Source organism: Neobacillus vireti (genome assembly GCF_036962465.1).
GTDB lineage: Bacteria > Bacillota > Bacilli > Bacillales > Cytobacillaceae > Neobacillus > Neobacillus vireti_B.
In genome coordinates, this window is record NZ_JBALNF010000020.1 from 1 (window position 1) to 16,631 (window position 16,631).

9 protein-coding genes are annotated in these 16,631 nt (G+C 39.8%); 3 read left to right on the forward strand and 6 right to left on the reverse strand.

Translation table 11 applies throughout. The features are described 5' to 3' along the window. Positions 1–590: 590 nt before the first annotated feature. The 3 genes from V7077_RS08520 to V7077_RS08530 form a co-directional block, all read right to left on the reverse strand. Positions 591–2,939, reverse strand: a complete 2,349-nt coding sequence (locus V7077_RS08520; protein ID WP_335500390.1) for a hypothetical protein — start codon at positions 2,937–2,939, stop codon at positions 591–593. A gap of 206 nt (positions 2,940–3,145) precedes the next feature. After that, on the reverse strand, positions 3,146–6,538 hold the full coding sequence (locus V7077_RS08525) for a tubulin-like doman-containing protein (protein ID WP_335500436.1): 3,393 nt from the start codon (positions 6,536–6,538) through the stop codon (positions 3,146–3,148). A 40-nt stretch (positions 6,539–6,578) separates the two neighbouring features. Beyond that, on the reverse strand, positions 6,579–8,360 hold the full coding sequence (locus V7077_RS08530; protein WP_335500392.1) for a vWA domain-containing protein: 1,782 nt from the start codon (positions 8,358–8,360) through the stop codon (positions 6,579–6,581). A 645-nt stretch (positions 8,361–9,005) separates the two neighbouring features. Here V7077_RS08530 and V7077_RS08535 point away from each other — a divergent pair. The 3 genes from V7077_RS08535 to V7077_RS08545 all read left to right on the forward strand — a co-directional run bounded on the left by V7077_RS08535 (position 9,006) and on the right by V7077_RS08545 (position 12,768). Continuing rightward, positions 9,006–10,565, forward strand: a complete 1,560-nt coding sequence (locus V7077_RS08535; RefSeq protein WP_335500394.1) for a MotA/TolQ/ExbB proton channel family protein — start codon at positions 9,006–9,008, stop codon at positions 10,563–10,565. 63 nt (positions 10,566–10,628) lie between these two features. Beyond that, positions 10,629–11,354, forward strand: a complete 726-nt coding sequence (locus tag V7077_RS08540; RefSeq protein WP_335500396.1) for an OmpA family protein — start codon at positions 10,629–10,631, stop codon at positions 11,352–11,354. A 31-nt stretch (positions 11,355–11,385) separates the two neighbouring features. After that, positions 11,386–12,768 carry a hypothetical protein gene (locus tag V7077_RS08545; RefSeq protein ID WP_335500398.1) on the forward strand — a complete coding sequence of 461 codons (1,383 nt, stop codon included), beginning with the start codon at positions 11,386–11,388 and terminating at the stop codon, positions 12,766–12,768. A 167-nt stretch (positions 12,769–12,935) separates the two neighbouring features. Here the strand turns inward: V7077_RS08545 and V7077_RS08550 are convergent, their stop codons facing one another. From V7077_RS08550 to V7077_RS08560, 3 genes are read right to left on the reverse strand one after another with little or no spacing between them, the layout of a single operon-like run. Continuing rightward, the gene (locus V7077_RS08550; RefSeq protein WP_335500400.1) at positions 12,936–13,079 is read right to left on the reverse strand and encodes a hypothetical protein; all 144 of its coding nucleotides are present in this window, start codon (positions 13,077–13,079) and stop codon (positions 12,936–12,938) included. A gap of 16 nt (positions 13,080–13,095) precedes the next feature. Continuing rightward, on the reverse strand, positions 13,096–15,360 hold the full coding sequence (locus V7077_RS08555; protein WP_335500402.1) for a hypothetical protein: 2,265 nt from the start codon (positions 15,358–15,360) through the stop codon (positions 13,096–13,098). Next, positions 15,360–16,625 carry a TRAFAC clade GTPase domain-containing protein gene (locus V7077_RS08560; RefSeq protein ID WP_335500404.1) on the reverse strand — a complete coding sequence of 422 codons (1,266 nt, stop codon included), beginning with the start codon at positions 16,623–16,625 and terminating at the stop codon, positions 15,360–15,362. The genes V7077_RS08555 and V7077_RS08560 overlap by 1 nt, the downstream gene beginning before the upstream one ends. Between the last annotated feature and the right edge of the window lie 6 nt (positions 16,626–16,631).

Sequence of the window (16,631 nt, forward strand, 5' to 3'; positions counted from 1 at the left end):
CGTTGCCAGGCACGGAAAAGGACAGCTAAATGTAGCTGCCCTTTTTTGTCTTTTAAAAAAGCTTTAAAAGGGGTCTATACCATTCTTTTTTATAATGCTCGAGGGCTTGAGCTACATCTTTTCTTTTTGAGGAAAATTCCAACAAACTCATGTTTCTTTATTACGATTTCCAGAAGGATTGTTTGATTGAAAAATAAACCTTTGCCCATGAACCGTTGATATACATACGATTTTTGATCATTATCACGACGAAAGACAGTCAGATGATTGTCTACTTTTTTCCTAGGGAAAATCTGGAGAGTAATCTGCTCCATTGTTTCTAATTTAAATAAGAGCACCTTGTTAGATTTATATTCCTCACGGGTGCAGAGCTTTTCTCAGTCGACGCGCTCCAGTCCTGTCGTGCGCTAAACGGACGCTTCCGCTTTGGAAAAATAAAATAGTAAAGGACGTTAACTTTAGTAACCGTCTAGCTCCAGCGTCCAGCGGCTAGTGGACTTCGCACTTCTCCCTACGATAAGTCAACATCGGATCGCTGGCGCTCTCCGTGTTTCCTTTATCTCAGTCGACGCGCTCCAGTCCATACGCCGCTAAACGGACGCTTCCGCTTTTGTGTGAAATTCATATCCATTTTCAATATATTTCTTATAATACTTTTCTCCATTGCGGTAAAACATAAGATCTTTTAGGGTAAAGCCTGCCATGAGGGTGAGCTTCTCAATCCCACTTGATTTCTTTTCATGGGCACAGCCGACCTTCCATTGCATCCCAAGATCTTTGTCCATGGCAAATCGCAGAAATTGGCTGTTAAAATCGCCAAAGTAATACTTTTCTTCATAACGGTTCGTTTGGGTGTAGTTGAACACTTCAATATGGATGGACGAACTTTCGTCCAATCGACGATATAACTTTTGAAACAATTCCTCTTTAGAGAGAATCTCCCTGTTCTCATAATCAGTTATCACATTAGCTCTTTCTAGCAGTTCATCTTCAAAGGTGCGGTGGAATTCTTCATGGGTTAGGATCTCCCGGTCGCAGACAACCAACAGCCGCTCCAAAAGGATTTCAGGTTGATCGTCTTCTAGATAACCATAAAGGTTTTTAAAAAACCGTTCATTCAAAAAGAAATGAGGCCCTCGTTTTTCCTTTAGCTTTATGCTAATCAAATCATTCACTCTTGAATAATATTGGGCAATATTCTTGTCTAAATCATCATCGGAATCAAACAAACTATCCGCCGCGGTCTTTTTCAGGAAGGTATCTACCTTGTTCATCAGTCTAATCTTAGGCTGCAATGTGCGGTGCAGTCCTTTGAGGACCGTTCGGTATTGATTTAAAATCTCCAATTTCACGTCAAGCCTTAACAGTTCGTATTTGGTCCCATAGATTTCCTCGAAAAAGTATTCCAGGAAACTGGTCAGGTTTTTCTTGCTTGAAAATGGCAGAAGGCTTTTTTTAAACTCACAATGATCCACAATTTGCTGATAAGTAAGTTCCAAATGTTCTTTAAGTCTAAGCTGTTCTTCTTTTGTTTCTTCTAAAATATGGCTAATCGCAGCCATAACATTTGACTCAGAGTGAACATTGTCCGCTGTCCAACTATAGGCGCAATAAATTCCGTACTGTTCATGATTAATGATATTTTCATAAAAGCACCATTCAATTTGCTCCCTTAGGTCCAAAACCTGTAAAAACTCATGTACGGGTTCTTCGAAGTTCTGGTAAAAGAACGTCTCCGTGCCACCTTCGTAAAGGAATTCTTCTGTTTCGTTCAGTGACAGTTTACGTACGGCCCGATAGGAATTGCAGACCCTCATTAATTCATGCATATCATAAAGCCGGTCTGCTGGAGGAAGGAAGTGCTCATAATATTTTTGAAAAGAAGACTCAGATAAATCGAAGAGCTGTAGGACTTTCTCTCTAGGTTGTTTGCTTTGTTTTTTTAGGGTCTTTAAAAACTCTTGGAAAAATTGACTCGCAACGTGCAGTAAAATGGCTTTATTGGGCCTTGTTACCTTCGCAAATCCGGCAGATGCATAAACAGGATCGCCTGCATTCCCCTTCATTGCCCGCTTAAAGGATTGGTGGGAATAACTATTCATTTTTTCATGATGCTCGGTCCATATTTTGCGATTCTTTAACAGGTTCAGATGACTGATTAGTTCATAGTTTTGTTGAAGGGTTTCATCCCCTATTAAGCCATTCTCATTTTTATCACTTAATAAATAGACCATGTCAAAGAGCGGGGAGGGGGGATGGCAAACAGGCAATCTTAAATGATCCTCTGTCAGCTGAAGGTCCTTTTCGAAATGATAATCATTCTTTTGGTAATCATCTACCTCTTTTAGGAGGCTGATTCCAAGCGAAGTGGTTAGGGCAAAGTTTTCGCCGTCCTGTTTTTCCATTAACAGCCCATATAAATCCACCTCCACGATTCGAAACGATTCTTGCAGAATGCTTTTTAGAAGAAGGGTGAATTCTTGGATTAGGATATTTGCCGGGTCATGAATGGCTGTTACCACGCAAAGGTTTACTTTCTGGAGCGAAGAAAAGGCCCTTCCATAGTCAGCTAGCTTTGATGTAAGCTTCCGAAAGGTTTTATTCAATTCGATCAGCATCGTTTCATCCTGGTAAAAAGTCTCTGCCAGCTCTTTCCGTTGTGATTGGCGATCGAACCCATTAGTGGCCAGCTGGATTGAAAAAAGATTATCAGCGAGGATGGTTTCGGTTTGATAGGCATGAAAATATAAGATTCCATTACTGTTATGCCATTTTTCCTTATTCATCTTTTTGATCGCTAATAAGGCATCCTTAACGAGGTCGCCCAAAAATAAAAAGACAATCGGATAATTAACACTGCGCTGTACATTTTCGGATTGACTGATTCTCTCGAGTTTGATAGAGAAGGAATCGGCATATTTTTGTAATAGATCTCGCACAGGTGTATCCCTCCTTGAAAACATGAAATGAGGCGGGGCCACATACATCGAAATGCGTGCGGCCTTCTAAAATTACTTTGAGAATTGTCTAGCTCCGCGCCTAGGGGCTCTTAGGTCTAAGCCAATCCGTCAAGAAGGCTAAAGGGCAGCCTTCTCGCCGGCTCGTCTGTAGCCTCGCGCCCCTGGTCAAGGCGCTTCCGCTTTTCTTACGACTTAAGCTGTCTAAGCATTTCCTGCACCTTTATCATCATCTCTTTATAGAAGCTGTACACTTCCTCGCCATTGACCAAATCCTTGTATTCATAATCAAGATCTTCTTTTTCTCTTTGAAAGGTGTCTGCCATTTGTTCGAAGGCAAAGATTAACTGTGCCGCGCTTTCTTGTTCGATTAACTCATGGCTCCGCTGATCCGATCTTTTTTCAAGCTGGGCTATTTCTTTTGGGGTTAATGCCTTGAATACCTGAAAGATCTCATAGTCGACGAATTTTGTGGTCTTCATTAGATTCACCAGCGGCTCCCACGCATCTTCTTCCAATCCATGATCGTAAACGTAAAGGGCCCCGCGTTTTTTAATCGTATGGGTGTAAATGGCCTGAATATACAAGTTTTTAAGCTTTTCATTCTCTTTTTGTAAGGAGATGAATTTTTCAATTTCCGTGATCATGTCTTGTATAAATTGGTATTTTCGAACCTCTAGTTTTATTTTTTCAATCAACTTAGGGGAACGAATAAAGTTTTCTTTTGCCATTTCTAAGTTTGTGCTTCCAAAAATGTCGCAGCTGCCATCAGGATCCATGCCGCCTGCAGACCATTCTTTTAGCTTTCTTAACACTTGATTTAAGTTTCCAAGACTGGCTCTATCCAGCTTGTTTAGGTCAATCTCATACTTGGTAAAAAATGCTCTTCTGTTTAACTCCTTTGTAAAATGGCAACGGTATTTGGCGCTGGTATTCCGTTTGTCTTCTTTTACCGTGATACAGCCGAATACCAATGCTTGATCGAATAAAGCCCGTATCCCGGCATTGTATTCTTCCACACGAAGGTTTTGATACGTATCTCCCCAGGATTTTTCCGGGATGGGTGAGGGAAGGTAGAGCCAGTTTTCTTTCTCTGTCTGCACCAGGTGCCGGCCCACTCCCTCTTTTTCTAATATCGTCTTTTCATAGGATGCCTCGTAAATTTTTAAAGGCGAGTAGGCAAATAGGGGAATCCCATTTTTTGTATTTAACCAGAAAATTCGATTTCTTAGCTCGCTTTCTTTAATAGTGAAGCGGGAATGGCTTAACGAGTGTTTTTCAAAATTTTTAATCCCGTTATAAATATTTGGAGCTTTTACTGGCACGCTCACAAACCCCCATTGCGGGAAGTGGAGCTGGCCATTGCTATTAGCAAGGTGGAAGACTGGCAGGGCATCGCGGTCCAAGCGGGCAGCGATTTTTTCTTCAATAATTTTATCAATTGGTTTATCCTCGCCGTACTTCAGACGCAGAAAGTCTTCCATCGATTTCGTGATTAAATCTCCGAACTGGTCGGTGAGAAACTCAGACACAGTGCCGACCACATCAACATCTTGTTCTTTAATCCAGTAGGCTGATTTTTCAAGGAGCATTTCTGACCATTTCTGAAGCAGTAATTCGCCATCCTTCGAATCAAACATTCGCTGAATCTCTGGGGAGGTATCAGGAATACTGACCAAATGCCAATAATAGGTGAGGGGGGCATCCTGATTGATTTCCTCTTTTTCTATTAATATACCGGCATTTTTTTCAAAGATATTTTTCAAGGTTAATAAGATTTCTTGATAGACTTCATATATTTTGTTGTTCTGGTTGTAAAGTAGCTGGTACAGCTCCTCATAAAATTCCATCATTTCTTCGAGTCTTGCTTTTTCTGCCCTAGCAGCGAATTCGTTTAATTTTGCTTCGATATAGGCATTCTTCTTGCGGTCTTTGGAGAGGAATGCACTCCTTGCCTCCTCGAGCTTGCTATAGGCGTAATCTTGTTCCGATTGAATGGCACGCGGGAGGTGTTCCAACCGATCCCGCAATCGCACGATATAGGTCTTTAAGGTTTTTAACAAACTGGTACTGTCATTGGCGTAGATTAACCTCGATGCATAGATCGGACCCTTTTCAGGACTCAGAAAGATTCGCTCCATATGGCGCCGGAATTCCTCAAGGCTCTCATTTGGCAGCTGCTTTTTACATTTCCGGTATTGTTCTTTCGCCTTTCCTAAATAGTCTCTCTCTAGCTCTTCATCAAGATTAATCACGGCTGATTTAATAACGTTGTTATAGGAAAAACGTTCACTGTGCTCGTGCCCTGAGAGGGGCTCCGGTACACGTTCATTGAACCGCTGATGGATGGAGTCAGGGTCAATCCGCAGCTTTTCCGCAAACCTTTCCACATCATTTTGGTCCGGTTCCGCCTCAAACATCTTTTTCATTTTTTCAAATAGTTTAAAGCCGATATACGTGGTCATTTCTTCAACTGGTATTTCAGCCATTGAGGCACCGATAATATTGTATTGGTAGTTGGCAGCATAGGGCTTTGGCATTTGGGCGATATTGGTGCGGATATTGCTGATATAGTCATGGATTGCAAATTCTTCACTTGATTTCTTATCTTCGTTGGCCATGAAGTTGGTAATATTTTCAGCGGTGACATTCATGCAGTAATCATAGGCATTTTCCAGCCATTTCCCCTCCAGATTCGTTCCTGAGATGAAATGGCAAAGATTAAACGGCGGCATAGGGGAGTTGACGTCTAAAATGCTGCCATATTTCATTTTGAAACGTTCATTTCGTTCATCACAATTCATCCAGTAATCAAGTTCTTTTAGGGCTGCATAGCCATTTTTCTCGATATATTCGACTGTGTGGGAACTAAGGCCGCGTTTGGACAGATTTACATCCGGCATGAATAGATAGCCAAGCATGCTGACTTTATCGATACCGGTCGGACCAAACTTTCGCTCCATGATCCCGCGCGTGATGTAGGCAATATCAAGAAAACATCCGCTGCCAGTGCCTCCTGAGACACCGGTCAAAATGAACACATATAGCCGTTTATTGGTTCCTTCGAGGACCGACTCGATTTTTCGTTCCATCGTTTGGACCACTTGGTTGATCTTTGTAAATAGAAGCAGCCGGCCGGCCTGGCGGACACCAGAGGCTCCGCTGATTCCATCGGTGATCGATAATTCCGGTGACAGCCACTCCTTAATGCAGGGCTCGAGTGTGCTGCGGTTTTGGAGCAGGCCGCCAATCTCAGGGTTAGAGAGTAGGACGAACTCCTTATTGGGATCAAGACCAATCCCTTTGTATGTTTTGTAGCGGTCGTATTCATTGGTTTCAAAGGCCAGGAACTCAATATTGTTGGGTTTTTCCTTCTTCTTCTTCGATAAAGGATCCTGAGGCAGCTTAAAGCGGCGGTTCACCTGATATTTGAGCCTGAGTAAGGCATCAATCCCTGTTCCCCCAAGACCGATGACAAGCATGGGATTCTCGATCGTAGCGACACGGATCTTCTCCGAAATAATCCCTCCGCCTAACGAAACATCCAACTGCTGAATATGCTCTCTTACACTAGCTTTCATCATTATTCCTCCCTCGGTGTTAGAAACGGTGCCTGTCACCTTATGAAATATACTCAATGTAGATAGATTTATTGACTTTCTTTGGTATGATGCGCAGGCGGTCGTTTCGTTTGATCGTGAGGCCTTTTTGGGCATTGATCGCCCGGCCGTTTTTTTCTATGGTGCAATTAGAGTGATTGATCAGTAATAAAGAGTCATTGGCGAGTGGTTTAAAGCTGATTTTTTCCGTTTCCGCAAACTCCGGTGTTAGGGATAAGAGTTGATGGAGACGGAACTTCCCCTTAAAGAATTTCAATTTTTTATATTGCGGGCTGATCCGTTCCCCGGTTTCTTCGTCCTTGACTTCAATGACCATCTGCCCGCTGAACCTGCGGTTTCTGCTCTTTAATTTTGACCAAAGGAGGGAAGCGAGTCCAGCAAGCACGAGGACACCCGCGGCAACTCCGCCGATTGGAAGCCAGGGGAAGGATTTGCCATCATCGCCCGAAACGCTGCTCGGTTTCTCATTTACAGGGGCCTCGGGTGCTGTTTTCAACGTAATTTTCTGCGGGATCGTCTGCCGGAAGAAGCTGTTATCTTCAGCTTTCACGGTCACTTCATAGGCAGAAGCACTGCCAAGCTTAAACGCACCCGAAAATCCGCTAGTTCCAGGTTCTAACGAAAACTCCTCTGTTTTTCCTTTATCGAGATCCCTGACTAACAATGTACCTTTCATCGAGTGATAAAAAGCTTGATCCTTAAGGACTTCACTGTCGTCCTCAAAGAAGGCCTGAACTTGAACGGTGTCACCAGCTTTGTAGCTCTCCTTGGCAAGGGCCGCCAATTTCAACTGTAAATCATAGTTGAAGATAAGATTGATATCGATTTTATCGTGTGGGACGCCCTTGACCTTCAAGATCCAATCCCCCTGAACGGGTTTCAGCAGCTTGACCATCGAATAGGTTCTTGATTTCGTTAGCACGACCTGATCAGATGGAATCTCCACTACTTTTCCCGAAGGATTCATCAGTTGAATCTCCACAGTCTGATCAGACATAAGGGAGATATTGGCTTCCCGGACATTTTCATTTGGCACGGTAATCTTGATATCCTGATAGGCGCCAGTACCAATTAGTTGTGAAACCGGAACAATCTTTAATTTAAAATGCCGGGCAAAGATTTCACTTAAGATCTTAGGAAGCTGCTCCGCTGATGTGGCCTCAAAGAATTTCCCATTTGTACTGACCGCCACGTTCGTCAGGACTTCCTTATTGAGCTTCCCATCCGCGTTCAAGCCAATCGTATAAATGGGGAAGCCTTTGGCTTTAGCCTGACTGACCGCTGATTGGAGGTCTTGATCCGCCTGCGAAATCGTTTTGGACTTTCTCGGATTCAGTTCGTTATTTCCGTCCGCCAGCAGGACAATCAATGGGGTAAAATCCTTTTCATAGCTGGATTCCAGCATCTTAATCGCCTCAGAAACCCCAGTGGATAAGTCAGTGTAGGAGTATTTCTCAAGTGAATCGATGAACGACTTCAATTCTTTTTTATCTTGTTCCGAGCCGATTTTTACGAGCGACTTTTCTCGCATTACCTCGTCCGAGTAGGCAACGACCCCGATGTTATCTCCTTCGAGCGATGACATATCGATAAACATCTTCATCGCTTCCTTACTGATATTATTCGGATCGCTGTCTCTCATGGAATTACTTACGTCCACAACTAGCATTCCTTCCATTCGTGAGGTGGAATGTAACGGACTTGCCGCGCGTACATTAAGATAACTAATGCTGCAGACAATAACCGCCAGTATGATGAAACTACTAATTGTCTTTCTAAACATGTGGTAGCACCTCCATTAGCAGTATCGATCTCTAAAATGGAACAACCTCCAAGCCCATCCCAATTGTTGTCATTATATTCCCAAGCTGTACTCCCTAGAATGATAAAGTTGGACGTTTAGAAAGAAGTCTACAAGAGAGAAGTGCCCAGGGTTACGATTGGTAAATAAGGGGGAAATCCATGTATAGGCTGAAGTTACCACTATGCCAGTTCTCATCCTGATTTATTAAACCCAAAAATATGGGGAAGGGGTATGTATTAAGAAGAAGAGGCAAGAGGCAATGAAGGTGCTTGAATCATAAAACAATAGGATAACGAATGTAAGCTTGAACTACATCCAACTAAGACAGGAATTGTATATTGTAAAGATGAGCTAGGAAAGATAACCACGAAAATAAGCTGTGGGAGTTGATGGGTCGAGAAGTTCACGTTCGCTTCTGAGAGGGACTACTAGGAAGGTTCTAGTGGTCTATTTGCCATAAGATCTATGCCAAATTAAACTAAAATTAATTACTGTAGATAAGCAATTATTGGTAGGCTAAAAATGTAAGTTTCTCCCTAATGTTATATTTTTTCTGGTACAATTGAACTAAGCGTACTTAAATGTTAATGACTTTATATAATCTTTTGGGAGTGGGACAGCATAATGAAAAAACCTTTTTTGCCTATTTTAATGTATTTACCAGCTCTATTGTTATTTATTTATTATGTAAGTGGAGGGGTTTCAAAACTTGGCTCTAATGAATTTATAGTTCTGGCAGTCTATATTATACTTGGAACGATTGCTACCTTCTCCATCAACAGCAATAATTTCATATATGCCTATTTAAGAAATCAGGATCAATATTTAACTAAAGATCCAGAGTCAAATCAGTTAGCGTCAACGATTTGGAATACCTATATTGCTAAGAAAGATAAAACGAAAGCACAGCTAAGTATATCTTCTTTTATTGAAATGTTTATGTCCGAGCATCAAATAGGTGAAAATATTAATATAGTAAAAAGAATGAAATTAATCCATACGTATGCCTCTATCTCTATACTCGTAGGGGTTCTTGGAACATTTGTAGGTCTTGTTTTCTCTTTATCTGGTTTAAAACCGGATAACATTGACAGTTCTATCTTAGAAATATTAGCAGGGGTTCATACCGCCTTTTTCACTAGTATCGGAGGTATTCTATTCTCTATTGTAATAAATCTGCATTCAAAATATAGAAATTCAGAACAATTGTTTTTACAAGTCATCCTCAAAATAGAAAACTATATGCAGCAAAAGGACCAAAAGACGTCTGATTACTATGTTGTAGAAGCCCTTGGGGAAGTTAAAAATGCGGTCCATAACACAGGAAGGGCCTTTTTGGATGTGGCTCATTTTTCGAAAGATTTTAAAACAGCCACCGATAATTTAATTCAATTTAACAAAGATTTTCATGAAAATACGCTTGCTGTCAGCAGCATGTTTAAAGATATGAAAGCCATTACTGAAATGTTTAATCAAAAGGCAGCCCTTATACATGATGATTTTACTAATTTATTTACCTATTTTAATAATCAAACAGATTTATATAATGGAATGAAAGAGTCCTTTGAACAAACAGCTAATGAGATTCGAACCTTTGCAGGGTACCAATCAAGAAATATGGACGGTATTGTCAAAAACAATGAAAAGGTACAAAAGTCTTTTGAAACCTTATTTGCTAATGTTCAAAAAGAAGTTCAAAAGGGCTTTAATGATATGAATGATTTCCTCGAGACTACTTCAGCACAGATCTCTCTTATCGTAAGTCAGGGTGATTTACAAGTCGATGTAAACAAGGAACTTGCAGAATCCATTGATAAGCAAGTGAAAAAAAGCCATTCCAGCTTTTTAAAACAGCTGAAAGAGCTAAACGGACAAACTAATGAGGTTAAAGATTCTTTTGGTGCTATTTTAAAACAGATGGAAACCTATTTTACTACTAATCAAAAGCTCACTGAAATCACAGAGAAAATTGAAAAACTAATCGGTGCGAATGGCGAGACATACAAAAACCAAACGAAAGTACTAACTCAAGCCATCCAGCAATATGCCAAGGGTTCAGATAATGCATTACAAAAAAGTCTGGGGGAACTTACAGATCTGCTTAGAGGTACAAATGAATTGATCGGTAAATTAAATCCATCTGATTTTCCAACGGCTCAAAAGGACCTTCTCGTTAAAAGTTAATGGTTAAGACCTTCCCAATACACTATAAGACGATTAAACTATTAGGAAAAGGATTTGAAGGTTATGAAGGACAATTATAAAAGACTCATAAATGGCCGTGACGAGGAATCAAATTTCTGGCCTACTTTTACCGATTTGCTTTCAACCATCCTGTTGGTAATCTTAATTATATTTGTGGCTGTTATTATAAGTATTAATAAAGATACGAAGGCTATGCAGGAAAAGGTAAAGGAAAGTCAGTTGGAAATTAACAAGCAGGCTGAACAAATTGCTGAAAAAGAAAAGCAGATTGAGATGTTATCGTATATTCAAAAAGATATTGTAGATGACCTTGAAACAAAGTTTAAAGAAAAAAATCTTGGGATCTCGATTGATAAGGATACAGGTGCAATTAAATTTAAGGATGACTTGTTATTTGAAGAGGGAAAAGACGTTATAAAGCCTGAATTTCAGCAAAGACTACATGCGTTTATTCCTATCTATTTTAGTACTCTGTACGGTAAATACAAGGATAATATTGCAGAGGTTGTTGTTGAGGGTCATACAGACGATAAAGGCGATTATATGTATAATTTGGATTTATCTCAGCGTAGAGCATTTAGCGTGGTGAAATACATTTTAAGCGATGAATTCGGCGACTTTCCTTATAAATCACAGGTGACAAAGGATATAACCGCAAATGGCCGTTCAGAAAGCCAGCTTAAGTACGTTAATGGTAAGGTTGATCGTGAGCAGTCTAGACGGGTTGAATTTAAATTTAGATTGAAAAATAGTCAGACTGGGAAGTAATGCCCTTTTAAGTAAATAGGGAGCAGTGAAGATGGCTAATATTAAACAATATGAAATTATAAAAGATATTCAAACTGGCGGGGATTTAACTGTCCATTTTGTTGAAAATAAGGAAACAACAGAGACTGGAATCCTACGATTAATGAATTATGTCGAGTATCGAGATTCATGGAATGAGTTATATCGTAAGTATGGTACAACTATTACGAATTACAAGTATCTTCCTGCTTTAAAGCAGATAGATATTCTGGATGATAAACCCTTTGTCGTCATGGAAGGAATCGAAGGAAGTTTATTAGAAAAAGGACAAATTCTAATTGGCAGACAAATTGATCAGTTAATCGAGGCGATTGTTCATCTGCATCATCATAAGATTTATTTCGGGAAAATTACAAGGTTTAATATCTGGATAAAGGAAAGTGGAGATATTAGGCTTTATGGTGCGGGAGAGAGGTCAGTTTTTCATCCAGAAAAAAAGATGACCATTCAGGAAGAAATAAAGAGTGTTTTAACCATTTTAAAAAACCACTCGGAGATTCCTGCCGATTATTTTGACGGCTTAAGCTTTGATAGTATCGAAGAACTTAAGGAGTGGGTACTCTCTAGACTGGCCATACCTAAGCCGGGATTAGTTGATAATGGTGAATCCTCCAAGACTGTTTTTGGGGAACAGGTTAAAGAAAGTCAAGAGGAAGAAAATGTGGCTGCACCGATACCTGCCTCCGGAATTACTAAAGTTGTTCAAAACAGTGGCACTTTGAAGAAATGGTTTGTAGGAACTGCAATTCTGATGATCATTTTAACCCTAGGATGGATGTGGGGAGGATCTAAAGAATCTTCAAAAGAAATTAGCAAGACCGATAAGAAAGCTGTTGCTGTGGTAACTGATAAGGCAGCAGATAAAAAAGATCCTTTAAATAAAAAAGCTCACTTAAGCCAATTCGCACCTTTATTTTCTGGATGGGTGATAATTAAACAAGCTCCAATTAAGCTGTCAGGTACTGAATATACACTCATTGCTACAGCACAAAAACGAGACGAGTCTTCTGGCGCCGTAAAAATTGAAGTTATGTCCAAAGGCAAAACTGGTGAATGGACAAATGTTTGGGAATCTCCAGAATATAAAAGTAGTTTAACAGAAATAGACTCATATATTGATTCATTCTTTACGATTACATCGAATGATGGGCTACTCGCTCTGCTTGTTTTTAATTTGCCCGATGATGGAGCTCTAGGTATCTCAGAGGTTAAAGCGATATCCATCCAGCCAAATGGAAGTGCTAAAGAAGAATGGAGCGGCTATGGCAAAGGTGTCGAACAAAAAAATAATGTCATCAATGTGAAGGGTGTCCCTGAAACAAAACTTTCGATTATCAATGGAAAATTTACTCAGGAAGAACTACCGGCAAGTTAAGGGACTTCTAAAAATAAGGTGCTCCATCAAATAGCTGTATAGAAAAAAAAGCAACAATTAGCTGCTTTTTTTTTGCCTAGATGATATAAAAGCCCGTTAGGAGAGGAAAAAAACTGCCATCGTGAGTACCAAAGAATGCCGCCAAGGGCAAATAAAAGCATACCGCGCTAATTGCGGAAGTCTAAAGTAATCGTTACTAGGATAACAAAACGTAAAAAAGAGCATCCATATGGAATGCTCTCTTTCTTCTTATTATCTTCCTTAGAAGTGGTCTTACCAGCAGTATCTTTTCTATCGGTGCTGTTAACCACCTTAAACTTCCCATCCTTACTTAAAAAAGAAATCAATCCCGAACCAGGTTCCTCCGCCGGCTCCGCCAAGAATTACCACAGCAATCATTAGTTTCAAACCATTTTTCCTTAGGAATTTGACAACCGGACTAGCTGTTTCCATCTCAATTTCCTTTAGGAAATTTTTAAAACCGCTGTGTCGGATTCCTTCCAATTCTTTTCGATAGGCTTTATTTTTCCATGTGTTTTTTTGATTTGATATAATATAATCTTTTAGTGTATCTCGATAGCAGCTTTTCGTTCCTATTAAGTTCGGATTCAACTTAATATAGGACAATACCGTTTTGTCATCACTGTAGCGAATAAGATGTTTCAATATCTCATCATACTCAACATCACCATTATCAACTCCAAATGCAATGGACAGAAGGGGAAAATATACAGTTGAAAGGTCACTTTGCATTTTCTTCTGAAGGATATCCTTTACCAGATTACGACTAGACTTTGATAATGAATTCATATTAAAGAGTTCAGCCTGAGACGGATTGCTGAGTAATTGGTAAAGGGCATCTGAAATCAGATAATTCTCTTTTGCCTTACCGTCTTTCATATCTTTCACGTTTATAGGCTTAATAAAAATCTTACCAAAGTTCTTGATATCTTGGGTAGTAAGTTCATTCGGACGAATCGTATTTAACAAAGCTATAACAGACCGGTTAAACATCTTTTGTTTGAAATCAATATATCCCTGGCTGCCCAAATCCATCTTAAATTCCCTAACCGCGAGAACTTCCTTGAAAGAATTACTTTCACGTTTTATAGAATCTTCCACTTTTTTGAGTACAACAGATCTAAACTTTTCCATTTCTAATAAGTATTGTGACCCAAGCAGGACTTTTAGTTCTCGTAGGATATCTTCCGTGCGAACCACTTGTCTGAATCTTTCATCTAGATAAAGCTCTAGGAGTCTGTCATAAACGGCATGCTGATTAATAAAGTTTAAAATATCTTCATGGCAGCGCTTGTCCTGCTCAATATTTTTCCAAAGTTGATGAAAAAGCGGTTTGTTACTATGATACTCAAGCGTCCTTAGGATAAAAGAAAGCGCCTCTTCGCGTTTTACCATTTTGTTGATGGACAAGACTGCAAGAATATAATCCAGTGCAGAAGCCGAATCAGAAGCCACTTTTTCTTCGTTTAAAAGCTTTAGAAAAAGTTCAACCATCGTAGGTTTCTCATCTGTATTTACCTGCAAAAACTTTACCAATCCAGACAAAAATCCGATTTTGTTTTTACTGTAAATAGAAGTATCAATGCATTTCAGCGTTAAATAAAGATCGGTTAATTGATAGTAGCTAGTTATTTCCAGCTTCTGCTCTTCGGGTAATCCCGATAATGCCGCTTCCGCGAACTCAAAGAAATCATCGATTCTCTTAGATTGTGAAAAGTTGCTTACAGCAAAATCCAAATACTCATGCTTCTGACCTGTGATATCAACGCCTGAAATTCTGCTGTTTGTAAAATCGAAAATAAATTGCTTTTCAATCGAACGATCATCGGTATTTAAGGTACCTGGCTCATAAAATATTACATTGATGTAATTTTTGCTCTCTGGCTCGCTGGTAAATGTCAAAGCGCCTATTTTCCGTCGATGGGCGTATGGCAAGTAAAGTAATAGCATTTCTAACAGTTGAAGAGCATATTTTGTATAATCCTTTACTGGTACATTAAGAGAAATAAAGACCTTTTTCTTTCCTGCAATCGATGACATGACAGCAAATAACAACTGTATGAAAGATTCCTCGGAGAGTCCTAATTTTTCAAGGAGCTCATCTTTAATTGAAAGAATGTCCTTTTTATCATGAGTTACTGTATCCTTGTCGGGAAGAACCTTACCAAGTTCCGTATTATAGGAAGTAGAGAAGTCTGAAATTTGAAAAAGCTGCGACGGGGCTTTTATCCACTCTTCCTTCCGGCTCGGCGGAACGATATAGTTATGCATAAAATAGGCACTGCGCTGCCCGGTAAAATCAGCGGGTACAAATATGGCTTGACCAATGACCAGGTCGCCGGTTTCCGGTTGAAAGAGTGTCACAGCCTCTGGATAAAGGGACGCGTCTTTTTCCCCGCGAGTGGCTAAAGCTTTGGGTGAATGATAAATACAAAAGGGATGTAAGTACTTTTTCACATAGTCTTTTTCGACACCTTTTGAAATCGCAACAGTATCATACCCATCGGTAGAAAGAAAAATCCCACCACGTTCACGTGTATATATTTGTTGCTGTATGGCCTTTCCGCTCACTACTCATGTCTCCCTTCAATAACTCCCAATTTGTAAAGAAGCCAAATGAACGGTTCATCTACGCGAATCGGACTAATAATACCGCTAACCTGTTGTTCAATAGGATTGCTTCCAAGAGCCGAAACGGCAAAATAGGAAGTTTCTCTAAAATAGACATCAATTGCATTAACGAAAGGAATGTCAACTTTTGATAGAAATCTCTTCATTTCCCCGTTGATATTTTCAAATTCATCGAGGTTAAGGAATTCGCGGTGAACCACGTTATTGAACACATTACTATTGGTGCGGATGTATTCACCATCGTCAGACTTTAGCGCATTTAAAAGGTCACTCTTTGTCAAAACAATAGCAGTTGGTATATCAGTTTTGCTGTTTTCCTGATGAGCAATGAATTCATCATATAACGCTAGAACAATTTCGCGTGGCTCATCTGCTGTGTTCGTAATATCACCTGGATTATCACCTAGTTGATGAAGGAGCTTTTCGCGAATCGTACGGATTTGCATAGGATCTACTAAAAATAAAATACCAGCTGAATTTTTAATATGGCCTGCTTGCTTCTTAATATATTCTTTACTAGTCATGCCATCTCCAGCTACATCAAAAAAGACTAAGGTAAGTGGAGAGCGATTTTCGTCTTTAAATACAAATTGAAATATTAACGGCTCTTGACGTTTCGTAATTGCCGTAGCTTGTAGTAAATGATTGTTTTCAAACAATGGTGCTTCGTATTCCTGCCTGAATCTCCTGCTAATTCCATTATCAAGTGGAATACAGGCTGCATCAAAATTGTTCGCTGTTACATGCTGAAGAATATGAATGAGAGATGTTATATATACAGATTTACCAACAGCTGTAGCCCCAACTATAGAGATAATGTTACTTGGATACTTTCCTGCCGTTATTGGAAGATCATTGTGACATTCAGGGCAAAGTCGATTTTTGGTCACCTCTGAGTATTTATCAGATAGTCCGACGATTACACGGCCTGAGTATATTTTATTTTCTTCAGGAATTGAAGAAAGATCAATAACCGCTTCAAGTTCATCGATTGGGGCAAGGTCAAATTTCCCTCGGTATATATTCAATTTTTCATCTTCTTGGAGGGCGTAGGCCTCATCATCATCGCGATGGTGTGTCGCACGGAAAACAACATCCTCATGATGAAATTTTGCAAAACAATAAGGACAGACAATATCGTAATAAGGCAATTTTTCATTTTCTGGCGGTGCTTTTTCAAATATTTTTTTTAGTATTCCGAACATGTCAAG